The sequence below is a fragment of the Desulforhabdus amnigena genome (assembly GCF_027925305.1).
Lineage (GTDB): Bacteria > Desulfobacterota > Syntrophobacteria > Syntrophobacterales > Syntrophobacteraceae > Desulforhabdus > Desulforhabdus amnigena.
Window position 1 is genome coordinate 448,347 of record NZ_BSDR01000001.1, and the last position, 26,134, is coordinate 474,480.

17 protein-coding genes are annotated in these 26,134 nt (G+C 50.1%); 9 read left to right on the forward strand and 8 right to left on the reverse strand.

Going from position 1 to position 26,134, the window contains the following annotated elements:
* Positions 1–47 precede the first annotated feature (47 nt).
* A complete protein-coding gene (locus QMG16_RS02065) occupies positions 48–1,829 on the forward strand; it encodes an adenosylcobalamin-dependent ribonucleoside-diphosphate reductase (protein WP_281792003.1) in 1,782 nt (593 codons plus the stop codon).
* Positions 1,830–1,877: 48 nt separating this feature from the next.
* Here QMG16_RS02065 and amrS read toward each other — a convergent pair whose 3' ends face one another.
* Positions 1,878–2,891, reverse strand: a complete 1,014-nt coding sequence (gene amrS / locus QMG16_RS02070; protein ID WP_281792004.1) for an AmmeMemoRadiSam system radical SAM enzyme — start codon at positions 2,889–2,891, stop codon at positions 1,878–1,880.
* A gap of 298 nt (positions 2,892–3,189) precedes the next feature.
* On the opposite strand from amrS, the gene QMG16_RS02075 reads away from it, so the two are divergent.
* Both QMG16_RS02075 and glmS read left to right on the forward strand, forming a co-directional pair.
* Positions 3,190–4,545 (forward strand): glucose-6-phosphate isomerase, encoded by a 1,356-nt coding sequence (locus QMG16_RS02075; RefSeq protein WP_281792005.1) that lies wholly within the window; start codon positions 3,190–3,192, stop codon positions 4,543–4,545.
* A gap of 524 nt (positions 4,546–5,069) precedes the next feature.
* Positions 5,070–6,896 carry a glutamine--fructose-6-phosphate transaminase (isomerizing) gene (gene glmS, locus QMG16_RS02080; RefSeq protein ID WP_281792006.1) on the forward strand — a complete coding sequence of 609 codons (1,827 nt, stop codon included), beginning with the start codon at positions 5,070–5,072 and terminating at the stop codon, positions 6,894–6,896.
* Between the two features lie 344 nt (positions 6,897–7,240).
* On the opposite strand, the gene QMG16_RS02085 is transcribed toward glmS, so the two are convergent.
* Positions 7,241–9,847, reverse strand: coding sequence for a PEP/pyruvate-binding domain-containing protein (locus tag QMG16_RS02085; protein WP_281792007.1), 2,607 nt, complete (start codon positions 9,845–9,847; stop codon positions 7,241–7,243).
* A 255-nt stretch (positions 9,848–10,102) separates the two neighbouring features.
* On the opposite strand from QMG16_RS02085, the gene QMG16_RS02090 reads away from it, so the two are divergent.
* Together QMG16_RS02090 and QMG16_RS02095 are read left to right on the forward strand one after the other, a co-directional pair.
* Positions 10,103–10,942, forward strand: a complete 840-nt coding sequence (locus tag QMG16_RS02090) for a rhomboid family intramembrane serine protease (RefSeq protein ID WP_281792008.1) — start codon at positions 10,103–10,105, stop codon at positions 10,940–10,942.
* 56 nt (positions 10,943–10,998) lie between these two features.
* Positions 10,999–12,051 (forward strand): XdhC family aldehyde oxidoreductase maturation factor, encoded by a 1,053-nt coding sequence (locus QMG16_RS02095; RefSeq protein WP_281792009.1) that lies wholly within the window; start codon positions 10,999–11,001, stop codon positions 12,049–12,051.
* Positions 12,052–12,078: 27 nt separating this feature from the next.
* Here the strand turns inward: QMG16_RS02095 and QMG16_RS02100 are convergent, their stop codons facing one another.
* Positions 12,079–12,774, reverse strand: coding sequence for a hypothetical protein (locus QMG16_RS02100; protein WP_281792010.1), 696 nt, complete (start codon positions 12,772–12,774; stop codon positions 12,079–12,081).
* Between the two features lie 337 nt (positions 12,775–13,111).
* Between QMG16_RS02100 and QMG16_RS02105 the strand changes: the two genes are divergently transcribed.
* Positions 13,112–13,582: an HAD family hydrolase gene (locus QMG16_RS02105; protein WP_281792011.1), complete on the forward strand. Its 471-nt coding sequence runs from the start codon at positions 13,112–13,114 to the stop codon at positions 13,580–13,582.
* A 46-nt stretch (positions 13,583–13,628) separates the two neighbouring features.
* Positions 13,629–15,686, forward strand: coding sequence for a transketolase (gene tkt / locus QMG16_RS02110; RefSeq protein WP_281792012.1), 2,058 nt, complete (start codon positions 13,629–13,631; stop codon positions 15,684–15,686).
* Between the two features lie 255 nt (positions 15,687–15,941).
* Here tkt and QMG16_RS02120 read toward each other — a convergent pair whose 3' ends face one another.
* Complete coding sequence (locus QMG16_RS02120) at positions 15,942–17,333, reverse strand: sigma-54-dependent transcriptional regulator (RefSeq protein WP_281792013.1); 1,392 nt, start codon at positions 17,331–17,333, stop codon at positions 15,942–15,944.
* Between the two features lie 363 nt (positions 17,334–17,696).
* Here QMG16_RS02120 and QMG16_RS02125 point away from each other — a divergent pair, with 363 nt between their 5' ends.
* A complete protein-coding gene (locus tag QMG16_RS02125; RefSeq protein WP_281792014.1) occupies positions 17,697–19,058 on the forward strand; it encodes an FAD-binding oxidoreductase in 1,362 nt (453 codons plus the stop codon).
* A 97-nt stretch (positions 19,059–19,155) separates the two neighbouring features.
* The gene (gene pyk, locus QMG16_RS02130) at positions 19,156–20,586 is read left to right on the forward strand and encodes a pyruvate kinase (RefSeq protein ID WP_281792015.1); all 1,431 of its coding nucleotides are present in this window, start codon (positions 19,156–19,158) and stop codon (positions 20,584–20,586) included.
* 101 nt (positions 20,587–20,687) lie between these two features.
* On the opposite strand, the gene QMG16_RS02135 is transcribed toward pyk, so the two are convergent.
* The 4 genes from QMG16_RS02135 to QMG16_RS02150 form a co-directional block, all read right to left on the reverse strand.
* On the reverse strand, positions 20,688–20,822 hold the full coding sequence (locus tag QMG16_RS02135) for a hypothetical protein (RefSeq protein WP_281792016.1): 135 nt from the start codon (positions 20,820–20,822) through the stop codon (positions 20,688–20,690).
* 77 nt (positions 20,823–20,899) lie between these two features.
* Positions 20,900–21,973 carry an aminoglycoside phosphotransferase family protein gene (locus QMG16_RS02140; RefSeq protein ID WP_281792017.1) on the reverse strand — a complete coding sequence of 358 codons (1,074 nt, stop codon included), beginning with the start codon at positions 21,971–21,973 and terminating at the stop codon, positions 20,900–20,902.
* Positions 21,970–22,941, reverse strand: a complete 972-nt coding sequence (locus tag QMG16_RS02145) for a nucleotidyltransferase family protein (RefSeq protein WP_281792018.1) — start codon at positions 22,939–22,941, stop codon at positions 21,970–21,972. Before QMG16_RS02145 ends, QMG16_RS02140 begins: the two co-directional genes overlap by 4 nt.
* A gap of 325 nt (positions 22,942–23,266) precedes the next feature.
* Positions 23,267–25,672 (reverse strand): SLBB domain-containing protein, encoded by a 2,406-nt coding sequence (locus QMG16_RS02150; RefSeq protein ID WP_281792019.1) that lies wholly within the window; start codon positions 25,670–25,672, stop codon positions 23,267–23,269.
* Positions 25,673–26,134: the final 462 nt, after the last annotated feature.

A 26,134-nucleotide genomic window follows, 5' to 3' on the forward strand; every position in this document is an offset into this window, starting at 1 on the left:
ACTGTACACTTCACCCTGACAATTGAAATGAGGTGAGCTTGCAGACCATGTTGGAAATCAAACTTTCAAAGAATGCTCTCAAAGTACTGGAAGCGCGTTATTTGAAACGCGACGCGGAGCGGCGCATCATCGAGACTCCGGAGGAACTTTTTCATCTGGTTGCCGGTTGTATCGCTCAAGGGGAAGCGATGTGGGTATCCCCCCAACAAATCGATCATTGGAGGCGCGAGTATCTGGAACTCATGACGTCTCTCGACTTCCTTCCCAACAGCCCCACCCTCATGAATGCCGGCAAACCGCTCGGCCAACTGAGTGCCTGTTTTGTCCTGCCCGTGGAAGATTCGATGGAAGGCATTTTCGAAGCTGTCAAGCAAATGGCCCTAGTCCAGCGGACCGGCGGAGGAACCGGCTTTTCTTTTTCCCGACTGAGGCCCAAAGGTGACCTCGTGGCTTCCACTTCCGGCGAAGCTTCCGGCCCCGTCTCATTCATGAAAATCTTCGACTGCGCCACGGAAAACATCAAGCAGGGAGGGAAGCGGCGCGGTGCCAACATGGGTGTCCTGCGGGTGGATCACCCGGACATCATGGAGTTCATCACGGCAAAACTCGATGGGGTCACACTGCAAAACTTCAACATATCCGTCGGAGCGACGGACACCTTCATGAAGGCTTTGGAGCAGGATTCAGATTATGAACTGATCCATCCCCGGACGGGAAAATGCGTGGGCAGGCTTCGAGCCAATGCGGTTTTCGATACCATCGTGCACGCAGCCTGGCGAACCGGTGACCCCGGTCTACTTTTTCTCGATACGATCAACCGATCCAACCCTACGCCTCGAGTGGGTGAGATCGAAGCAACCAATCCCTGCGGGGAAATTCCGCTGCTCCCTTACGAATCGTGTAACCTCGGATCCATCAATCTTTCAAGAATGATTCATGAACGCCAGGGACATCCCTCTGTGGACTGGCAAAAACTCAGGGCTACTGTCCGCAAGGCGATACGTTTCCTGGACGATGTCATTGAAGCCGGCCGCTATCCCATCCCTGAAATTGAACGGATGACGAAAAGTAACCGGAAGGTCGGCCTGGGGCTGATGGGTTTTGCCGAATTGCTCATCCGCCTCGGTGTTTCCTACGCTTCTCCCGAAGCCGTTACCGTGGCCGAAAACATCATGCGTTTCATCGATGAAGAGTCTTTGGCCATTTCTCAAGAGCTTGCGGCAGAGCGCGGCGTCTTTCCCAACTGGAAAGGCAGTGTTTACGAGGATCGTGGAATCCAGCTGCGAAATGCCACGCGCACGGCCATTGCTCCCACGGGTACGATCAGCATCATCGCCGGGACAAGCGCTGGCATCGAGCCCTTGTTTGCTCTGGCCTACAAACGATCCCATGTGCTCGACGGTCAGACCCTCTACGAACTCAATCCTCTTTTGCTTGAATATCTGGCTCGCTACGGCTTGGATACAAATAAAATCATACCAGAAATCCTGGAGCGGGGCGGCCTGAAAGATGTTGATGGAATACCCGGGGAAATCAAGCGACTTTTTGTGACGAGCCTTGAAATCCCCTTCGAGCAACATCTTCGCATACAGGCGGCTTTTCAGCGCCATGTGGACAATTCCGTCTCCAAGACCATCAATCTGCCTCATGACACTGCCCCCTCCCTTGTGGCCGAAGCTTATCGCCAAGCATGGGAGATGGGGCTGAAAGGGATTACGATTTACAGGTATGGGAGCAAACAGACCCAGGTGCTTGAACTGGGCGTAGGTGAAGAAGCCCTTCACTACGACCATGCCTCCCGTTGTGACCCCGAAGAATGCAAAGTATGAGTGAAGAGCATTCGGTCAAGTCGTCAGCCGTGAAATCTAAGAGCCACCTCATTTCCAGATTCCATCGATCCTGGCGGCGCATTTGGGGCAGGTTCCCTCCCTGAGATGATTGGCGCGTACAGTGAATCCCGCACGTTCAATGAGGAGTTCTCCACATGCGTAGCAATATGTGTTTTCTCCTTCATCGCCAGGGATATTGCCCGTGTAGACATAGCGGAGCCCCACTTCCAGGCCGATCTCCCGGGCATGCTGCAGCGTGGATGCCGGGGTGCGTGGGCGATCCAGCAACTTGTAGGTAGGGTAAAACGCTGAAACGTGCCAGGGAATATCCGGTCCGATGCTCTTGATGAACTTGGCAATGGCCTTCAATTCATTTTCAGAGTCGTTCAAGCCTGGAATGACCAGGGTCGTTATTTCTATCCATACTCCCAGCTCCTTCATCCGAACGATGGTATCCAACACGGGCTGCAGCTTTGCCTTACAGATGTTTCGGTAAAAATCATCGGAAAAGCCTTTGAGATCGATGTTGTCGGCGTCCAGGACTTTGGCCATGGCTTTTGCGGATGCTTCGGTCATGAATCCGTTGGACACAAAAACATTGCGAATGCCCTCCTGCCGGGCGAGAACCGCCGTATCGTAGGCGAACTCGGAAAAAATAGTCGGTTCCGTGTAGGTGTAGGCGATACTGGCAGAGCGGCTGACACGAACTTTGGCGACGAGCTCTTCAGGCGTTGTGTCTTCCCCGATAATCTTCTTATCGTATAGGCGCGGATACTGAGAAATTTCGTAATTCTGGCAGTGAAGACACTGAAAATTACAGCCGACGGTTGCAATGGAATAGGCCCGGCTTCCGGGCAGGAAGTGAAAGAGCGGCTTTTTCTCAATAGGATCTATCTGATGAGAGATGAGCTTTCCGTAGACCAGCGAATAGAGTATTCCCTGCTGGTTTTCCCGGACCATACAGATGCCGCGTTTTCCGGGTCCAATCACGCATTCATGGGCACACAGATGGCACCGAACCTTCTCGTTATCAAGCTTTTCATAGAACCTGGCTTCTTGCATGGTTTTCCCTTTCTGCTCTTTGGGGTAAGTTCCGGCGGGGTTGAGGTACTGCACTTTGGATAATACTCATGCATGACGATGTCAAAGCCAAATGCTGAAAACAGCTTTTCTGATTTAACGTCGCTTGACATCCGGTAGCGATCAGGCAAGAATCGTTTCAATATTTTTTGATATGCATCTTCTCTGAATAGCGGTTGGTCTGAAACTATGATTCCATTCCTTCCGGTGCGGGCAGGATCAAGTTTTGAGGACGCAACACTGATCGTCCAACCATTGACAAGATAAGCCGGGGTCACTCATGCAAAAATTATCTTTTGATTATCACAATGCCCTTTCGTTTATCCATGAACATGAAATTGAATTCATGGAAGGTCAGGTCATGAACGCGGCACAGGTTCTAGAGCAAAAATCGGGGCAGGGCAACGATTTTTTAGGATGGCTGGACTTGCCGACCGTCTATGACAGGGAGGAATTCGAGCGGATCAAAGCGGCGGCTGAAAAAATAAGATCTCAATCAGACGTACTGGTAGTCGTTGGGATAGGCGGCTCTTATCTGGGTGCCAAAGCCGCCATCGAATTTTTGTGCCATTCCTTTTTCAACCATCTGCCCAAGTCCAGGCGGGGGGCTCCGGAAATATATTTTCTAGGGATCAATCTCTCCTCCACCTATTATACGCATGTACTGGAAATGATAGGAGAGAAGGATTTTTCAGTCAATGTCATTTCCAAGTCCGGAACAACGACGGAACCTGCCATAGCTTTCAGGATTCTCAAGAAAAAACTGGAAGAAAAGTACGGGAAAAAGGGGGCGAGGGATCGGATTTTTGCCACGACGGATAAATCCAGAGGCGCGTTGAAACAGCTTGCCGCAGAGGAGGGTTATGAGACGTTCGTTGTTCCTGATGATGTGGGGGGAAGATATTCTGTGCTCACGGCCGTTGGATTGCTGCCCATAGCCGCCGCAGGAATCGACATCGATGCGTTGATGAAGGGGGCCGCGGATGCATCGGCGGATTATACGGCTCCCTATGGTAAGAACGACTGTTATAAATACGTGGCTGTCAGAAATATCCTCTACCGGAAGGGCAAAGCCATCGAACTGATGATCAATTATGAACCTCGGCTCCACTATGTTGCCGAATGGTGGAAACAGTTGTTCGGGGAATCCGAAGGCAAGGATGGAAAAGCGCTCTATCCTGCATCGGCCGACTTCACTACTGACCTTCATTCCCTCGGGCAGTATATTCAGGATGGTCGAAGACATCTTTTTGAAACTCAGATCAGCATTCGGACTCCTGAAGCAGACATCGAAATAGAAGCGGACGAATCGAACCTGGATGGTTTGAACTTCCTGGCGGGAAAAACAATCGATGAAGTGAACAAAAAAGCGTCTGAAGGCACGGTAATTGCTCATGTTGATGGAGGAGTGCCCAATCTGGTCGTTCATTTGCCTGAGGCGACCCCGTATCACTTGGGATATCTTTTTTATTTTTTTGAAAAGGCTTGCGCCGTGAGCGGCTATTTATTGGGGGTGAACCCCTTCGATCAGCCTGGAGTGGAAGATTACAAGAAGAACATGTTCGCCCTGCTGGGAAAGCCTGGTTATGAGGAAGCAGGAAAACAGTTGGCAGAGAAATTGAAAAAGGTTAAATGAGCGCATTTTCCCGGTGAGTTTTTGGGCAGACCAGGTGTGCAAAAATTGTCGTTGTGTACGTTTTGGGTCATTCCCACGAAAGGGGGAGGCCGGTTCTTTGCCTATATTCCTTTCCCGACACTGGATGTCGGGTTTGGAAACCCGGCCTACGATTTTCATGGTCGGGGGGTGAACATTGCCGGATTTTCATAACATGCTGGGGGAGACTTCAGGACGGAGAGCAAACGGAAAGGAGGAACATATGAAAGGGATTACCTGAGCCGATGGGATGCGAAGAATGCGGCAAGTCGATATGTGGAAGAGAGTCAAAAAAGTGTCGAGAGCGCCAGAGCTTATACCGGGATTCTATCGTATAAGTTGACGAGGATTCAGGGTGATCGAAATTTTCGGCGGATGCCCTGAGGGATGTCACAGCCCGAGAAATGTACAAACCCCGCAAGTGATTGCTGGAACAAAAGCATTTCAGTGACTGGCTTTCTTCTAAAATGGATCTCTGTTCTATCTGTTTTAGAGGAGCATCGCATATGTGCGGAATTGTGGGTTATATTGGGGCAAGGCAGGCGGTTGAAGTCATTGTGGATGGTTTGACACGTTTGGAATATCGTGGTTATGATTCCGCCGGCGTTGCAGTGAACACTGGTGGAGAGATCATCATCCAAAAGAAAAAAGGGAGATTGCTCCTCCTTGAAGAGAACCTGAAAGAAAACCCCATAAAAGGAAACATGGGAATCGGCCATACCCGCTGGGCGACCCATGGTGAACCCTCCGACGAGAATTCCCATCCCCACAGCAATGAGAGTTGTTCCATTGCCGTCGTTCATAACGGCATCATAGAAAACTACCTGGAAATCAAGAGGGAACTTCAGGAGAAAGGTGTCGTTTTCAAATCGGAAACCGATACGGAAGTGATCTCCCATTTGATCGATTCCTACTATGACGGCGATCTTCTCGATGCACTCTATAAAACCCTGAAGAGAATCAGAGGAGCGTATGCCCTGGGGGTGATCCATAAAAACCAGCCTGATGTATTGATTGCCGCCCGCAAGGACAGCCCCCTTGTGATAGGGGTAGGAGAGGGTGAGAATTTTATCGCTTCAGACATTCCTGCACTGCTCAAGTACACCAAAAATGTCTATTTACTAGAGGATGGGGACGTTGCCGTTCTGACGAAGAACTCCGTCGAGATATTCGATTTAAAGAAAAACAAAATCAGCAAGAATCTGACGGAAATCACCTGGGATCTGGAGTCTGCCACCAAGGGCGGTTACCCTCACTTTATGCTCAAGGAAATACACGAACAACCCAAGGGCATTCAGGAGACCATCCTTCGAAGATTGGATGCAGACGGTCTGGTCAGATTTGATGATATAAGGCTTAGCAAGGAAGACCTGGCCGAGATTGACAAGATCTACATCGTGGCGTGCGGAACCGCTTATCATGCCGGCCTTGTGGGCAAGAAAGCCATAGAAAAAATGGCCCGAATCAAGGTGGATGTCGAGATCGCTTCCGAATTCAGGTACGACAACCCTTTCATCGATTCCAAAACCCTGGTCATAATAGTCAGTCAGTCCGGCGAGACGCTGGATACCCTCGCGGCTTTGCGTGAAGCAAAGAGAAAAGGTGCAAGGACGTTGGCCATTACCAATGTCATGGGTTCTTCCATTGCGCGGGAAGCCGAGCATGTCATTTATACCTGGGCGGGTCCTGAAATCGCTGTGGCTTCAACCAAAGCCTATACGACACAAATCGCCTGTCTTTTTATGCTCGCTCTGGACATGGGCTACAAGAGAGGGGTTCTTGATCTGGCCGCATATCGGGAGATCCTGGAAAAATTAAAAGGCATCCCCGAAAAAATCAAAGCGGTCCTGAAAAATGATCTCCAGGTTCAAAAAATCGCTGGGAAAATAAAAGATGCCGCCCACGGTTTCTATATTGGAAGGGGAATGGATTACAGCATCGCCGTAGAGGGTTCCCTGAAGATGAAAGAAATTTCCTACGTCCATACCGAGGCTTTTCCGTCGGGAGAACTGAAGCATGGAACCATCGCTTTGATCGAAGACGGAACCCCTGTGATCGCTCTTGCGACTCAGCAGAGCCTCTTTGAAAAATCCATTTCCAACATGAAGGAAGTCAAGGCGAGAGGAGCTTACGTCATCGGGGTTACCCTCGAAGGGAATGAACTGATCGAAGAAGTGGCCGATGATGTCTTGTACATTCCCAAAGTGGATGACATGTTTGCCGGACTGGTGGGAGTGGTTTATCTGCAATTGCTGGCCTACCATGTCTCCGTCATGAAGGGGCTGGACGTGGATAAACCCAGGAACCTGGCAAAATCTGTAACCGTGGAATAGATACGGTTGAGCTCGTAGAGTTGAGTCATTGCGGATTGGCATGATATGAAATTTTACCCCATCATTTTTTTTACAGCGTATAGCGAAATGAAATAAATGTTTGGCTTCATGCCCATCCAAATACAATGTTGAAGCTGTAAGTCGATGATTTAGTGCAATATTGTCGTATAAACCACGGAGACACGGAGGGCACGAAGAAAGACCTTCAAATGAAATCTCCGTGTCTCCGTGGTGCAGATGAAATCTGACAATGTCGAGGTGAGATAGTCATTGCCGTCTCGGGAAATGAAGGTTCAGTGGCCTGCATACGCAGCGAAATCTCACCTGATGTTCTGTATCATGTTCTATCCGTCCAAGGATGAAACGTTGCCTCGGTCTAAAATCTCCAGGGTTCCCGAGTTCCCGTCTATACGGACAAGCTGACCGTCTTCGATCTTCCCGGTGATGCCCTGGAGTCCGACGACGGCCGGAACCCCGTATTCACGGGCGACGATGGCGCAGTGGTTGAGAATTCCCCCCATTTCGACCGCTACTCCCGCCGTGGTTACAAAAAGTGGCGTCCACCCGGGGTCCGTGTTGTAGGCGATCAGAATCTCGCCCTTTTGGAGCTTGTCGAAGTCCGACTCACTGCGGATGACTCGAGCTTTTCCTTCCGCCATGCCCGGGGATGCCGCCGTTCCGGCAAAAACCTTGCCTGAAGCGCTGACCGGGCATAGATCTACCGTGTGCTCTCCGTCATGGAAGACATAAAAGGGAGGAGACTTTTCCCTGTCCTCTGTATACATCTCCTTTCTGGATTGAATGACCTGAAGCATTTCCCGGATGCTTTTTTTCCTGTCCAGTATGTCTCTCAGTTCGTCGAGCCTCAGGAAAAAAATCCCATCCCGGACAGCCTCGAGTCCCCTGAAGGCTTCGTTTTTGCTCATGGCCAAGAGCAATTTGCGAATACGGTAAAAGACCTTGTCCAGGGCAAACCGGAGGTCTTCACGCAGGGCAAGGAAGGACCTGGCGGATCGAAGCAGCACGTACAGGATGGGGGCCGTTATAAAAGCCGGAAGAGCGCTGCGGTTTGGCTCCGCTGCGGTTTTTCCCTCGATTTCCGCTGCATGGGAGCCGGTCTTCAAAAGAATCGTCAGCAAGTCCAGGACAAGGCCGGGCTTTTCGTCCCAGCGGGGATGAATGAAGTCCCTGTTGGCCGACCTGTACCTGTATGCAGCGATGAACTTTTCGATGCGTCTGGTGGCGGGGTGATCTCCATATCTTGTCTGAAGAATTTCCCAGAGATTTTCTTTTTCACTTGTGTCCAAAAAAACTTTTCTGAGTTCCTCATCGAAGCATCTGCTGATTTTCATGAGATCTTCTTGAATCGTGAGGGTGATATTGGATGGGATGTGGCTCATCCGTTTCAACACCCACGCATCGCTCCTGCCGGCATAACGGGTAGCGAAGTGATTGAGAATCCAGGTGAATATACTGGCGTTGCCGTAACCCCACTGGTTTCGTACCTGAAGGCCGGCAAGCAGATTCAGGAGTCTTTCCAATTCGTTCCTGAGGGAGGTACATGTCATCTCTGCGTATGAATCGACGTCCACCCTGTTCAACTCGTCTTCGATTTTGCGGATATGGCGTTTCAAAAGAGGTACGGTCAGGAACGGCAGGATGGCCGGGTCCGAAAAAAGCAGGGGAAGGCGGGGAAGGAGTCTGAGAACTTTTAGTGGCTGAAAAGGGGTCTGCAAAACTTTTTCCCGGATGGAAGGAGGAAAGACGTTTTGAATTTCACGAAACCGAAGAAAGCCCGGCAGGAATTCCAGGAGCTTGGCAATGGATAAGTTGTTGAGATAGCCGTAGCCGTTGATCACTCGAATGGCTTGAATGGAGGAAAGTTCATGGAGCTTCAGCTTCCGGAGAGGGGCCTTGAACGTGTAAAGGTCGGAGAGTTCATCGAAGACAATGGATGCGGTCATATCGGTCATGCGGTCGGACCATAGATCTTCCACGATGGATCTCGAATAGAAATTTTCGGCCATGGAATCGCAAGAGGGTTTTCTATCGAGGGTGCTGACCGGCCTGAGCTGCAAAATGTAAAGAGTGTCCCCTTCGATTGCCCATTCCAGGTCGAGGCCTTTGCCAAACGCGGTTTCCGCTTTTTGGCCGATGTCGATCAGTGCATCCAGGTGACTTTTGCTCAAGGATGCTGCTTGTCCAGCCGGATCGGCTTGAAAATCCACGATTTTCTTGGTACGGGGATCTATTTCCCATCGAGCTGGAGTCGCTTTGCCTGAAACCAGTTTTTCTCCGAAGCCAGCCACGGCTTCAATGACCATATTTTCCGAGGGGTTGAAAGGATGCCGGGTAAAGAGCACCCCTGAATATTCCGGGTTCAGCTGCAGTTGAACGATTATGGAGATCCGTGGTTCGGTATTGAGCATCTTGTGGGTCGCGCGATAACTTACCGCTCTCTCCGTCCACCAGGAAGCATAACACTCGAAGATGGCGGACCAGATGTGCTCCAGATTGACATTCAGGACGGTCGAATATTGCCCTGCAAAAGAGGTTGTCTCATCATCTTCTCCCAGTGCGGCAGAGCGAACGGCGAAAAGGACATCTGCGGAATCCCGGTCGGGGCCGGAGTATGAGCGGGAGATGGAACGGATGGCCTCTTCGACGGGGATTCTGATGGCATCCTCCGGTACCTTCCCTTTAAGGATCTCCCTCACGCAAGCTTCAAGATTTGCATCCCGTTTCGCTTCCCGCTCCAGTATTTTATCTATTTCTCCCTGCAATCCCATGGAGCGTATGAGGTATTGCATAAATTCCACAGAAAGGAGCAATCCGTCGGGAACGACAAACCCCAGTTGTTTCAGTTTTTGAAGGCGCAGGCCTTTTTCACCGAATCGAGAGTAAATTGGCAGAAGGGGTTCGCTGATTTTACCAATATATTTATCATTCATAGTCTGGTTATCCGATGTCCTTGAGCTGAATGCCTGTTTTACAGATGTATCCCTTCCTTGGCAGGCTCTTTCTGAGCGCACCCTTCAAGGCCTTATAACATGACACATGTGACGAGAGTTTAAAAGCCATAGCTTTACAACATGGAAAGCCAATGTTATCTACTGAGCACGTCAGGGTTCGCTCTCATGGGGGCCGCTGCCTGCGGTCCATGTCAATCAATCGCAACTTTACTTCCTGCTAAATGGGTTGAAATCATGCAAGATCAAGAGAGACATTCGATTCTCTGTCCCAATTGCCGCAAGCTCATCAGTGCAGATGAACCTCATTGTCCCTACTGTGGCATCGCCAATCCGGGATCGCGCTGGAAAAACAATGTGTGGACAAGAGGATTTCAGAATCCGGACCAACTTTTGAGGGCGCTCATCTATTTGAATGTGGGGATGTTCATTCTTGCTCTTCTCCTGAATCCCCGCGCCATGAATTTTTCCTTGAACCCTTTTTCCTTTCTGTCTCCCAATAACGAGAGCCTTCTGCTGCTGGGTGCGACGGGCACCTTTCCAATTGCTCGTTTTCACAGATGGTGGACACTGCTCTCGGCCAGTTACCTCCATGCGGGCATTCTGCACATCGCCTTCAATATGATCGCTCTCAAGCAAATCGGTCCGCTCATTATCGAAGAATATGGTCCCTACCGTATGTTCATCATCTACACAGTGGCCGGCGTAGTGGGATTTTTTGTCTCCTACCTTGCCGGCGTTGCCTTCACCCTGGGGGCTTCGGCAGCGGTATGCGGATTGATCGGCGCCGGCCTCTATTATGGAAAAAGCCGGGGAGGCGTCTATGGGGATACCGTTTATAAGCAGGTAGGAGGCTGGGTGATCGGACTCTTCGCTTTTGGTCTTCTGGTGCCCGGCATCAACAATTGGGGGCATGGGGGAGGGCTTGTTGCCGGAGCACTTCTGGGCCTGCTGATGGGATACAAAGACAGGGTGCGTGAGAATCTGTTCCACAAAATGATGGCTGGGGTGTGCGCCGTATCGACATTGGCGATACTTTGCTTCGCAATGGTGACGGGAATTCTTTACAGCTTGTGAGTCTCGGATTGCGCAGAAGGTTGAGGTACCCTGCGCAGAAAATTTGCCCGGGAGGGATGATGAATATATTTCAGAACATGGTGGAGCTATTGGGCCGAGGAGAACACTTTGTGCTGGCGACTGTTCTCACCCGAACAGGTTCAGCGCCCCGCTCGGCCGGTGCAAGGATGATTGTGCGTTCCAATGGAGCCATCATCGGGTCGGTAGGTGGAGGGATCGTTGAAGCCAAGGTTCAAGAATTGTCTGCAGATATTTTCAAACAACGAGGCTCCATGGTGAAGGAATTTGTACTCACTTCCGAAGATGCCGGGCGGTTGGGGATGGCTTGCGGCGGAGGTTTGGAAATTCTGATGACTTTTATGGATGCTTCGAATCGGGATCTCTTGAATTTTTATGAGGGACTTTTGAAATCTCTGGAAACGCAAGAAAAAGTGAGGCTCATCACACGGATCCCGACTGGCGATAACGATTCCCCAAAGCCGGCCCAATATCTCTTGAAAGAAAACGGCGATATGTTCCCGGAGTCATCGGAAGAGAAGCCGACATGGCTTCGTGAAATGATTGGTGAAGCGGATGCTGCAGGCCCGGTTCCCTTGAGCAAAGGAGCGGAACGCTTCCTGTTGGAACCCATCAGAAGTCCGGATACCGTGTACATTTTCGGAGCGGGTCATGTGGGACAGGCGCTGGCGGCACTCACGGGCAGGGTGGGTTTTCGGACGGTCGTTCTGGATGACCGGGAAGAGTTTGCCAACAGGCAAAGATTTGGCTCCGCAGATAACATCATTGTCCTGGATTCTTTCGAGAATGCTCTGGAAGGCCTGGAAATAGACGGCGCCAGTTATCTCGTGATCGTGACGCGAGGACACGCCTTCGACAAAACCGTGCTGGGCCGGGTTCTAAAGACGAAAGCTGTCTACATCGGCATGATCGGCAGCCAGAAAAAGCGGAAGGCCATTTACGAAGCGCTCATGAAGGAAGGCTTCACTTCACGGGATTTGGAACGCGTCCATTCCCCTATAGGCCTGGATATCGGGGCCGAAACTCCGGAAGAGATCGCGGTGAGTATCGTGGCGGAACTCATTCAGGTCAGAGCTTCGAACAGGAAATGAAATCATAAGCCACCGTGTAGTGGCCGATTACTCGCCTTTCATGGGTGAAGCCCTGTCGAGAATGGCTTCCTCCCTGTTCTTTATGGATTCGAACCAATGTCCGCCGGGAAAGATTACGAGAATGTCTATGGGTTCGGCGACATCCGGTGGATTCTTGATTCGCGTCACCAGATCGATTTCTCTTTCGTAGAGTTTGCGAATGAAGGCAACGGCATCGTCTATCGCGAAAGCATCGAAGTCGGGCGGATGGAGGCGAAAATGACGGGCTGTTTCCTTCTCACACATTGCAAGGAAATGATTATCGAGGGTTCCATCGGAGCGTGCATTTTTTCTCGTCAATTTCCAGTTCCCTTCACTGATGTATACCAATTCCATGACAACGGGTTCTCCTCCATCAAAACCGCTCAGGTGAAATCTGCTCTGAAGCCTGGGATAGTTTTTGCTGAGAAAGTGACTCAGATCCGTTGCGATATCCGTTTGGGACTTTTGAGTGAGGCTGGCCGAATTTACAAACTCGCGGAGTATGTCTGCTACCGACTTATCGTCCCACCCGGAAAAACCTCCTACTGAAATGCCTGTGCCGGAAGATTCGATGAGAAAAAGTTTTTGAGTTATCCCCATACCAATGATGTTTTGGGTTTCATAACTGTCTATTTCGATTTCAAGACTGTCTGCGGACATCAGGATCGCTCTTTTGAGATAAACAGTCACCAGTGCGGTCATCTTAAACCTTCTATTGCAAATAAGCAGAATGAAGTATTTCTAAATTTATGTCATTGTTTGCTATACTCAGTACGGACAAGATCCTGACTTCTTGATGACCCTGCAGAAGTCGGAGTTTCAACTGTTCACAGTATAAGCGCTTTAATTCGCCGCATTCAATGGGTAAACCGGTTAGAGATTGATAATATATTATAAATCAAATAGTTAAGTGCTTTTGTCGTTCGACTGGGCATGTATTGGCAAAAAAGTGTTTGATTGTCTTGTCTTATCGAAGTGTGGCCGGCTTTGTCATGACCTGTATCCAAAAGATAAGAGCTTTTCATGAAGGAAGGACGTTATGCTGAAAATCAAAATACCGGGTTATGGAATTCTGAATCTCTCTTCGTTGGTCCTCGACTATAACGGAACCCTGGCTTGCGATGGGCGGCTCATCGAAGGAGTTGACGAGAGAATCAGAATCCTTTCAGAGCAGCTTAGCATCCACGTCCTGACTGCAGATACTTTTGGAAGCGTTCGGGATCAATTGGCTGATCTTCCCTGTAAACTTTTTGTGATTCCAGAAGGAGAACAGGACAAAGCCAAAGCGGATTTTGTTGAATCCCTGGGATCTATGAATTGTGTATGTATTGGAAACGGTCGGAACGATCGATCGATGCTCAAGAACGCTGCCCTGGGAATTGCCGTTGTGCAAGCAGAGGGGGTTGCTGTCGATGCTCTGCTTGCCGCAGATGTGGCGACCTGTCGGATTGTCGATGCGCTGGATCTTCTTCTACATCCACTCAGGTTGACTGCGACTTTGAGATTCTGAGAGAACATGGTCATTCTCTTAAAAAGACATCTTCAAGGAAAAAAACATGCTGGAGAAAACGAATCTTTTGGATGAACTTTGCATCAATACCATACGCACGCTCTGCATGGATGCAGTGCAAAAGGCGAATTCGGGTCATCCGGGTACACCCATGGCCCTGGCACCCCTGGCTTATGTTTTGTGGACTCAATTTCTGCGTTTCAATCCGGAAAATCCCAAATGGTTCGATCGGGATCGCTTCGTTCTCTCCAATGGGCATGCCTCCATGCTTCAGTACGCCATGCTTTATCTTACCGGCTATGATCTCTCCCTGGATGACATAGAAAACTTCCGTCAATGGGGAAGCAAAACGCCTGGGCACCCCGAATACGGTATCACGCCGGGGCTGGAAACAACCACTGGGCCTCTTGGACAGGGTATAATGAACGCGGTTGGAATGGCGATGGCCGAAGCGCATCTCGCAGCGGTTTTCAATCATGAAGGACATTCCATTGTGGATCATCATACCTACGTTTTCTGCGGGGATGGAGACTTGATGGAAGGCGCGTCCCACGAGGCTGCATCACTAGCGGGGCATTTTGGACTGGGTAAACTGATTTGTGTCTATGATGACAATCATATCAGCATTGAAGGGCCGACGGATCTTACTTATTCCGACGATGTGGCCGGCCGCTTCGAGTCATATCACTGGCATGTGCAGGACTTGGGGGATCGTGCGAACGACCTTGTGGCTCTTTTTGAAGCTTTTCATAGGGCTAAGGAGGCGAAAGACCGTCCTTCTCTTATCATTCTTCGTTCTCACATCGGCTACGGATCGCCGAATCGACAGGACACCAGGGAAGCCCACGGTGAACCACTGGGCGAGGAAGAAGTGAAGCTCACCAAGAGGTTCTATGGGTGGCCGGAAGACAAAAAATTTTTCGTTCCCGAAGAAGTGCTTGCGCATATGCACAAGGCGGTAAGTCGAGGCAGGCGGCTTGAGGGAGAATGGAAGGAAAAATTCGCCGCTTACAGGAAGGTTTATCCTGCAGAAGCGGCGCAATTTGAGGCTGCGTTGGAATGTGATCTTCCTGAGGGCTGGGATGCGGATATTCCCGTTTTTCTACCGTCCGAAGGGGCCATTGCCACTCGTTCTGCTTCAGGCAGGGTGCTCAATAGTTTTGCTTCGAAAGTTCCCTGCCTTATGGGGGGCAGCGCGGATCTCTCTCCTTCGACCAAAACGCTCATCAGCGGGTCCCATTATTTTGGAAAAGAGCGTTACGCTCATCGCAATGTTCCCTGGGGGGTTCGCGAACACGCCATGTGTGCCTGCTCTTCGGGTATGGCCCTTCACGGGGGCATTCGGCCATATGCGGCGACCTTTTTCGTATTTACGGATTATGCGCGCCCGGCGATTCGGCTCGCTGCCATGATGGCATTGCCCGTTATTTATATAATGACTCATGATTCCATCGGGCTGGGGGAGGACGGCCCTACGCACCAGCCCGTTGAACAGCTTGCATCTCTGCGCGCTATGCCGAATCTATGTGTTCTTCGTCCTGCGGATGCCAATGAAACCGCACATGCCTGGCGCGTTGTCATGAGGCGAAAAACCGGTCCCAGCATACTCGTTCTCTCCCGGCAAGGTTTGCCCGTTCTGGATCCTTCCAAGTTCAGCATCGCTGAAGGAGTCTCAAAGGGAGCTTATGTTCTCTCCAGCGAAAAATCCGGCAGTCCTCATATGATTCTCATGGGTTCGGGATCTGAAGTGCACCTTCTGCTTCAGGTCCAGGAAAAACTTGCAGAAGATGGTGTCGACGCGCGAGTGGTGAGCATGCCCAGCTGGGAACTTTTTATTGAACAACCACAGAGCTACCGTGATCTGGTATTCCCGCCCCATGTCAAGGTGCGGTTGGCGGTTGAAGCCGGTTCTCCTCTCGGATGGCGCCAATGGGTCGGCGATGCGGGAGACGTTGTGGGAATCACTCGTTTTGGAGCGAGCGCTCCCGGAAAGGAAAACTTCAAGCGCTATGGTTTCACGGTGGAAAATGTGGTCGAACGTGCCAAAAGGCTTTTGAAGAGTGTCGATTCAGGCTTGACCTCATCGGCTACAAAAAAATTATAGTTAGCCCACACAACACCAGGCAGAAAATTCGCTTGTGCTTCCAAAGAATTTTAGGTTCTGTTGACATTTCACCTCAACCAGATGAGAGCTGCGACAAAGCCAAGAAAGCCCAAGAAGCTTCTGTCGAGCTTGTCGAATCTGGAGAAGATGCGTCTGAAGTGTTTGATTTTGCCCATAAAGCACTCGATCAGATGTCTCTCACGGTAACATATAAGAAAAAACTTTGACCCTACAGCTTCTAAAGAAGAAGCGGGCTTATTGTTGTATTTCACCCTGAGAGCGCAAATTCATAACCTTCATCTTCTGCATCAGAGTATTCCGGTGGATTTTTAGAAGACGAGCAGTATCTGTTTGATTCCATCGGCATTTCTCCAGGGCATTCAAAATATATTGACGTTCGAATGCCTGCCGGGCCTGAATGAGACCACTTTTATCGCTGGAAATACTTGTCTCATCCCCCACGAGAATATGATCCTCTCCCCCCAAGAGGTCGAAAGATAAATCTTTCTCATCTATCCACTCTCCCTCGGTCCCCATAACAACCATCCTTTCTATAATATTCTCCAGCTCGCGAACATTTCCGGGGAAGGGGTAGGATTCCAGAACATTCAGGACGCCACGGGTTATACCTTTTATTTTTTTGTTCGATAGTTGGCTGAATTTTTTTAGAAAATGCCTTGCTAAAAGAGAAACATCCCCTTTTCGGTCACGCAATGGGGGAAGGTTGATTGGAATCACATTGAGGCGAAAATAGAGGTCGCCGCGAAACTTTCCCTCCTTGACCATATCTTCGAGGCGAGTATTGGTTGCGGCGATCACTCTGACGTCAGCATTTATCGTTTTATGGCTACCCACCCGGCAAAACTCGCGCTCCTGTAAAACCCTCAGCAATTTTGCCTGGAGTTCAAGCCGTAAGCTCGAAATTTCATCCAAAAATATACTGCTTCCATGCGCATATTCAAATTTACCTATGTTTCTGATATGTGCTCCGGTAAAGGCGCCTTTTTCATGGCCGAAAAGTTCGCTTTCCATCAGTTCTGGAGGTATGGCTGCACAATTGATGGCGACAAATGGCTTTCCTGCGCGGGCACTTTTGGCGTGAATCGCGCGAGCGATCAGCTCCTTACCTGTTCCACTCTCCCCCGTAATCAAAACATTGCTGGATGCACACGCTACCTTATTTATGGCTTGGAAAACCTCATACATCCGCGGGGACTGGCTGATGATCGCCACGCTTCCAAAATTGAAGATCGTCTCACCAGAAGAATAAGAGATGGGTTGTTCGTCAAACCGCTTTTTCACGACGCGTTCTATGCTCTTGAGGATCCGTTCGGGTTCGTATGGTTTGGTAATATAATCAAAGGCTCCACTCTTCATGGACAATGTTGCTTCATGAGCACAATCCAGCCCGGAAACCATTATGACATCGATTCCCTCATTAAGTTCTTTGATTTTTTTAAGTATTTCAATACCGTTCAATTTGGGCAGGGTGATATCCAAAAGCACCAAATCAAAGTTCTTTTGACGAAGCTTGGATAAAGCGCACAATCCATCCTCGGCGCACTCGATCTCATAGTGATCTTCCAAAAGGACTTCAAGAGAATCCCTTGCCCCTTGTTCATCATCCACGACCAAGATCCGTGTCACGCTTTCAGATCCTCTTTCCAACTTATCCCTCCCCTCTTCACAAAAAACTTTGGTTCGATCGATAGGAAAAAAACTCTCAGCTGCACGGGCGGCAAAAGTCTTCATTCCAACCTTGAAGATCGCACGATGTGCTTTTTTATCCTGTCCAATGTTGAATGAACTACAGGTCAAACAGCACAGCCGAGACAACCCGCCAAATTTAAATGTATGCGCCGTTTCTTGCGAAATCTCAAAGATTACACTATAATTTTTTAATGTATCAGGATTGAAAGACTGAATTCAAGGATACTCCTCTATCCGTATTTATACTATAAGGCAAAAATGAACTGCAGGTCACTCCCAATTTTAGAATTTATTCGCACTGTGGGAAAAGAAAATGTTCTCACAACACTAGAAGAACGGTTCTGTTATAGTTACGATGCGAGCAAGCTCAACGCCTTGCCGGAATGTGTCGTGTTGCCCGGCAGCGCGGAAGAAATCGCCGAACTCGTCAAACTGGCCAACCGGGATCGGTTTCCGATTTTTCCCCGTGGTGCAGGCACCGGGATGGTTGGAGCATCCATCCCGGCAGGTGGAGGGCTGGTCATTTCCCTGCGCCGCTTGAACCGTATTCTCGAGATCGATCCCGAAAACATGTTTGCCATTGTCGAGCCGGGCGTTGTCACTGGGGAGTTTCAAAGGAAAGTCCTGCAGTATGGTCTCTTCTATCCACCGGATCCCGCTAGCCTTCAATTTTCCACCCTGGGAGGAAACGTCGCCATGTGCGCGGGGGGACCAAGGGCCGTCAAGTATGGTGTCACCAGAGATTATGTCATGGGACTCGAAGCCGTACTGCCCACCGGGAGCATTATACGCACAGGAACGCGAACCATGAAGGGCGTAGTGGGGTATGACCTTACCCGCCTTCTCGTCGGATCGGAAGGCACCCTGGGTATATTTACAAAATTAACCTTACGGCTGATTCCCGCGCCGGAGGATGTCCGGACCCTCATGGCCGTCTTTCCAAGGATTGACGATGCAGCAAGGACGGTCTGTGAGATCATCAAGAATCGCATCATCCCTTCTACACTTGAACTTCTCGATCAAGCCACCATTCAGGCCGTGGAGAACTACCTGCACATGGGGTTGCCCTTGAATTGTGAGGCGCTGTTGCTTATAGAGGTGGATGGGAGAAGCTGCCTTCTCGACGAGGACGCCCTGCGAATTGAAAGAATTTGCCGACAAAACGGAGCTTCACAAACGGAAGTCGCTCGTGATCCAACCGACCGTGAACGTTTGTGGCGTGCGCGCAGGGCCATCTCTCCCGCACTGGGACAAATAAGACCTGGAAAAATCAACGAAGACGTAACGGTCCCGCGCACCTTGATCCCCACCCTGATTCGTTCGATCCGAACCCTCGCGGAAAAGTATAAGCTCATCATCGTGTGCTTCGGCCATGCAGGCGATGGGAACATTCACACAAACATCATGCTGAACCGCAAAGACAAGGATGAACTCGCCAGAGCAGAAAAGGCCGTTGAAGAGCTCTTTCGCATCGTATTGCAACTCGGGGGCACCCTTTCCGGCGAGCACGGCATAGGGATTACCAAGTCTCCCTTTTTTCAGTGGGAAGTGGGTGCTGAAGGGTTTCAGGCCATGTGGAAGATCAAACAAGCACTCGATCCTCTCAACATTATGAATCCGGGAAAAATGTTTGTTCCCAATCGCAGCTTCTTTCAAAGCTGAAAGCCCTTTGCATTTTCATTTCCGGAAGCAGTCCGATCTGTTTCCTTTGAGGAACCCGCGGCCATGAAGAAATTTTTTCATCTAACAAAGGAGAGCCATGAAACCTCAGTCTAAATTCAGAAGGACCAAGATTGTCTGTACCATTGGCCCGAATACGCAGTCACCCGAAAGTATTAAGCGACTCATTGAAAGTGGCATGGACGTGGCTCGACTGAATTTCTCCCACGGAGAGAGGGAAAGTCATCGTAAAACGATTCGCTTGCTTCGCAGGGTATCCGCTGAATTGGGTAAAGAGATCGGGATCTTGCAAGATCTCGGTGGACCCAAGATCCGCCTTGGGGTTATCCGGCAGGAAGAAAGGATCCTGGAAGCCGGAGAGCGAGTCATGCTCTCGCCGGAAGAGTCATCCGATTCAGAGAGTATTCCAGTGGGTTATCCCTATTTGCTGGAAGACATCAACGTGGGAGACAGTATCCTGCTGGCGGATGGAACGGTCCAACTCCTGGTGCGAGAGAAACGCACAAACCAGGCCGTCTGCGAGGTGCTTGTGGGGGGTGCTATTCGATCCCACAAGGGTATCAATCTGCCGTCGAGCAACCTCAGAATCAGTGCTTTTACGGAAAAGGATAGAAAAGATCTCTTGGTAGGTCTGGAGGAGGGTGTGGACTTCGTTGCGCTCTCCTTCGTGCGTAGCGAAAGGGACCTGGATGAAGTACTCGCAATTTTGAGCTCTCTCAAAAACCGTCCCATGCTCATTGCCAAGATTGAAAAACCCCAAGCTGTTCAAGGCCTTGTAAATATTCTGGAGAGAGTCGACGGCATAATGGTCGCCCGGGGCGATTTGGGAGTGGAAATGCCTCTCGAAGATGTACCCATTATTCAAAAGCATATCATTCGAACCACACGCCAGGCGGGAAAACCTGTGATTACGGCCACTCAAATGCTCACTTCCATGATGAGCAACCCTCGTCCCACTCGAGCGGAAGCAACGGATGTGGCCAATGCCATACTGGACGGAACGGATGCTCTCATGCTCTCCGATGAAACAGCAGTGGGAGCCTTTCCCATGGAAGCGGTATCCACTCTGGACCGCATTGCCAGAACCACGGAACCTTATCTCGATGAACGTCCCCTCCTGAATGAAAGCATCTCCGAGTTTCTTCCCTCAACCGCCGCAGCCATAAGCCGTGCCGCCTGTTGGCTGGTCCTCGACCTGAAAGCGGCGGCGGTCGTAGCCTCTTCTTCTTCGGGGAGCACTGCCCGGCTCGTGGCCCGTTATCGGCCTCCCTGCCCCATCATGGCCCTGACCGATCGCATCGAAACCCAGAGGCAGCTCTCTCTCTCCTGGGGGGTAATTCCGCACCTGGTAGGTTCTTTCGGCGATACGGACCAAATGTTCAATTCTGCACGAACTTGGGCGCTGGAAAAAGGCGTCGCCAAGGAAGGGGATCGTCTCATTATCACTGCGGGGGTGCCGGTGGGCGTATCGGGAACAACGAATCTATTGAAGGTGATGGAGCTAAAATAGGGAAGGGTAAATCCATTTTGCGAGAGAGATTCAGCGGGCTTGGGAATCGAATCTCCTCAAGCCCGCCTTCCCATCTCTTTCGAGAAAGCCGAAGAAATGAATTATTTCGCTTCCGCAGTTTTCTGGAGCACTTCAATGTTTTTCTGAATAAGCTTTTGAAGAGTCTTCAAATTAACCTTGTTGGAACGGTGTTTCTTGGCACGAATGCTTTCAGTTTTCTGAGTTTTTGAAGCCATGTGATTTTTCTCCTTCTTTTGCTGCAGTCTCTATTTCGTTCCAGGCAAACCGCCTATACCAATTTAAATGATCGATGTCACGCAAAATTTTTGTAATGCAGGGGACTACTCAACCGGGCTTTCGCACTCCGGTGGATATGGTTCACCCACTTTTCAAGCTTCGGATATTTTCCTTTCGCTGCATCATTCAACCAATAATGCAATTGCTGCCATGCTCTCGGAATATATTGAAAAAAAGATGTCTTACCTTTCACGCATCCCAGATACCCATAGGCTCCCAGAGCCTGCAAATTTCTGGAAACGCGGACAGCTCTATATGAATCCCTGAATTGCCTGGACGAATATCCAAGAAATTTTCTGGCAACCGACCAGTAGGTTTCTACCATGCTTTCCTGCATTCTACAAGGCAACACAACGTATGGGTCTATCAGCAAAGAAGCCAGGTCATAGGCTGGAGGACCGAACCGAACCCCTTGAAAATCCAGCAGCCCCAGTTGGCCCCGGCAGATCATGATATTTCGGCTCTGAAAATCCCGATGCATGACATTATCGGACCTATGCACCCCGGCTCCTTCCGCCAGATTTTCAAAATCATGGCGCATTTCCTCTGCATCGATCTCCAGCCCGAGGTAGGTCCCCAGGAATGCCTTGCGAAAGTATTCCAGTTCCCGTTCGTAGACGAAAGAAGGGGTAAAAAGACTGCCATCGAAGCAAAATTCCTCTCGAAAACCATGCGGAGCCCGTTCATGAAATTTAAGCAGAAAGCGCAGTACGAGGCGATAGAGTTTCTCCACATTCATTCCACCCCGACGGGCATGCCTCTGCAAATGGAGATCTCCCAAGTCTTCCAAAAGGAAAAAACCCTCCCGCACATCAGCCCAGAAGATGCGCGGAACAGGGATATCGAGGTTCAGGAGGTGCCTTCCAATATTGAAATAGGAATCGTTTTCATCCGTACCGTCGCTTTTCCTGCGGGGTGAAAAGAGGCCGATAAAATGAGAAGTCCCCTGACGGATGCGAAAAAAACGCCGGTCGGACCCATCGCCCTGAAGAGCAACGACAGTAGCTCGACCATCGAACAGTCCGGTTTCCGAAGCGGCCCTTTGCAGGAATGGAGTGAGGCAGGGATCGTTAAAGGATATTTCTTTCATTTTTTCACTTGGAAAAGTGTTTCGTTGTCATGCACTCCGTTCACCCTCATTCCATCCGTAACGATGCAATTGCGCAAAACACTGCCGGTTTCGATTTCAACATGATCCCAAAGAATGACGTTTTCCAGTACGACGTTTGCGTGCACCCGGCAACCCTCTCCCGCGACAACGAATCCCTTGAGAGAAGCCGAAGAAGAAATGCTCGCCCTTGGATGCAAGCACACTCCCCTGCCGGTCACCAGCGGAGGGAGGAAATTCTCGGAAAGCCTGGAGAGTTCCTCGTTCAAACTACGGTAAGCCTCGAGAGAACCCATTTCTCTCCAGAAAATGCCAGGATGAAAGAGGGCAAGAGGGGGATTTCCATCGGCAATGAGCTTTCGGTAGACCGTAAGAATGTCCTCTGGAACACCGAGTGACAAACCCTTCAGGATTTCGGGGTCTATGAAGTGGATTCCCGTAAAGGCCTTCAACTCCACATCCGCCCCCCTGCTATCCATCTCGATGGCTTCTTTGCCGAACCCCAGAATGTTCTTTTTCCCTTTCACCGCCACATTATTGAAGGCAGGGAAATCATGCATCAGTAGGCTTGCGCCGGCGCCGGAGTCCAGATGCCGCTCATAGAGCTCTTTGAGGGGAATTTTGCAGATCGTATCCCCATTGATTACCGCAAAAGGTTTATTTTCAAAAAAATCTAGAACATTGCGAACTCCTCCCCCCGTCCCCAGAAGGACCGGCTCGGCTTCCACCCACACCGGAATGGGCCAAGTTCTCTCCTTTACCGCGGCCAGAAGTTCATCCTGCAAATGAAAGGCATTCACGACTACAGCTTCAAAACCTGCTTCATACAACTGTGTCACCCAGTAATCGAGAACAGGGGTCCCCATCACCGGAACCAATGCTTTTGGACGTACCAGCGTTAGAGGACGCAACCGAGTGCCAAGCCCCGCTGCAAGTATCATCGCTCGCATGCAAAATATCCCTGCATCTGAACTGTTTGAAAACGCCGTGCGCCGTCTTCGTTTGTCCTGCCCCCTCCTTCCGGATACTTGAAGAAAAATGACAAGCAACGAGAAGGCAAATCTTTGGACCTTGTTTTTTCAATATTCAAAGATGCTTTCCGTCGAAAGATCATCTCACCCAAAAACAAACAGGCGAAAAGCAAAGGGACGAGGCCGGAGGCATACCGGGATATCATCGCAAAAGATAGCCTCCCGCCCCATCCCGCTTGCCTTCCGCCTAAAGATTTTTTGGCATCCAGCGTTGCAAAATCTACGGGGCTGAGTTCATCATACTTTATTGAAAGAAAACGCGAGCCCCTACAGCAATCTGATAGAGAATCTGTGTGAAGTCTTTTACAACAGGCAGCCACGGCAGATTGACAATCTTATCCGGTACAACAATGGTATCTCCCGACTCTACAGCATCCGAATAGCCTGAAACCCATTTGTGCGAATCAGCATCCCAGGCCAACCCTCCCTTACTAGGCCTGATGGCGGAGCCGTCCACTTTCAATATGTAGACTCCTCCCTTGTCTGCTGTTTTGCTAAATCCGCCGGCCCTTTTTATGTAAAAGGAGTAGTCTTTTTTGGGTTCATAAACAAAGTTGGACTGGCTGTATACTGCTCCAACAACCTGAACAGCTAGAGGATTGACTGGAATGAAGAGCGTATCGTTTTCCTCGAGTGTGATGTCGTAGGGAGTGCCTTTCATTTTATTCACCTCATCCAGAATCACGACCATTCGACCCTTCGCCTCTATTCGCCGCAACCCCTCTATCAACTGCCGCTTCTGATCCGTTTGATACCCGATTGCCTTGGCTTCGGTTGAAGAGAGTGTGCTTGCAACATCCGTATTCCCCATGGCAAAAAGCTCTCTTTCGAGCCGATTGATCATCTCATTGATCTGATTCTGCTGCATGTACTTAGCGCTCACTCGATTGAACATCGCCCCCCTCAAGTAGGCATTGGTCGTATAGCCTCCAGCACGCTCAATAAGAGAAGAAAGTTTTTCGCCTTTCTTGAATGCGTATTCACCGGGAAATTTAACCTCTCCATAGATAAATACCTTACTGTAAAGCTGCCATTCCGGAACGGCTCGGACCAACAGGTAATCATTCTCCCGGAGTGTGAAGTCCTGCGACTCATCCCCATTGAGAGCATCTGTGAGGTTCACATAGAGCTGTTCCGTCTTGGGTCCCGAATCTGTGGGAACAATGCGCGTAAGTTCCGCGGAAGGGGTGAATGCAAAGGCGGTGAGTCCACCGGCCAGTTTGACCAGATCCGACACCTTCATGTTTTCTTTGTATTCGAATTCACCAGGTTTGTTAACGGCTCCCGTAACTTTGACCTTGCGAAATTGCACCATTTCCTTTGTGTTGAAGACTGTGACGACATCAAAAGGTTCAAGGGCAATATCGGCTTCGAGGTCGCTCCCGGAAAACAATTTGTCAAGACTGAATGTTCTGTACTCTTGATGCAGGTCCGGTGGAACTAGCCTTTCAACAATGGCATAATCCATAAATGTGCCCGGCAGAAGCACTTCCGAGGAAGTGAGGATATCGCTCACTCGCATTCCCTGTTTCCACTCATACTCACCAGGCCTTCGAACGTTTCCCTGTAAAGTCACCTTATTGGAAACCAGAGAAGTAATAGGGAAAATCTTTACAATATCCCCGTTTTGAAGCAAAATATCATCTTTTCCTTTGATGTTTTGCAGATCGAGATCCAAAAAGACCTTGGATTTTTGTTGAAAAACTCTTTCCACCTGGACTCTTTGGAGATAAGCCGATGCGGTTACGCCCCCCGCCATTTTAATGGCCTCGGAGAGCCTTGTCCTTCCTTTCAATTCATAAATAGCCGGTCTTGCAACGTTCCCAGCCACCCCTACCATGGGGCCAATGGGAGGGACAAAGACGACATCCTCAGGCATAAGCCTTTCATCCTTGGCACGATCCCCCCGGATGAGAAAATCATAAAGGTCCAAATTGGCTACAAGTTTTCCATTACGTTTTACCTGAATATCTCTCATGCTTCCCGCTTTGCTCGGTCCTCCAGATACAAGCAATGCATTGATAATGGTAGAAAGAGACGAAATGTTATAAGCTCCGGGCATCCTGGCGTTTCCGACCACATAGACTTTGTAGGTCTTGAGTGATCCCATGCTGATGTTCATATCAAAATCGGTATAATACTTTGAAAATTCCTTTCGCAGCATATCCTTCAGCTGTTGGAAAGTGAGATTGGTCACGCCAAGGAGGCCAAGCTTCGGAAGGTTGATATTTCCGTCTCGGTCTACCAGGGTGCTCCAAGTTCCTTCAACTCCCCCCCAAACCGCGACACGAATTTCGTCACCAGGGCCTATAACATAATCGGGACTCACAGGAACGTCCGGGCTGGGCATGCCTGGATAGAGGGGAACTTGAAAGGCTGCAGGCTGCTGGGAAGTTGTAGGAGCCGGTTTCCCTTGAACTTGGTTCCCTTGGTTGAGCATTTGATTGATTATTCCCTGGGTCTGCAGAACATCGGAGGGCAGACCCGGCAGAGGCATTCCTTGAGGCACTGCCCCTGGAGGGTAAGCTGCTCCCTGCTGGCTTTGCATTCCCTGAGGGTAAATTCCCTGGGGATACATTCCCTGAGTCACCCCCTCCGGTGAAGGGATTCCCTGGCTTTGTATTCCCTGGTAGTACATGCTTTGCGGCATTGTCCCCTGAGCAGGGATTCCCTGACCGGGAGGCAAACCCTGCGTCGGCATTCCCTGGTAGTACGTGCTTTGCGGCGTAATCCCCTGGGAAACCCCACCCTGATTTGTGACAACCTGAGCAGACGTTTCCGGAGTTGTCACTGTTCGGGGCTGGGTCGGTACAATGGGGTATCTGACGAACAAATCATATCCAAACTGTTTGATATCAAAAGAAATAGTAGACGGGACGACGCCGGAAACATATTGTTCGAAAGGAGATAAAGGTTCCTCCTCCACACCACCCCCTTCAGTGGGGACATAAGGGCGTAAAGCAGAGATCGCGGGAGGTATGCGAGGCTGAGACGGTTGCATGCCATAACCGGGGTATGTAGGATAAGCGGGGACACCGGCAGAGGGATAGCCGGCAGAGACTTGAGCGGGGCCCCCCGTAGGAGCGGTGCCGGGTATGTAGCCAGGTGGCTG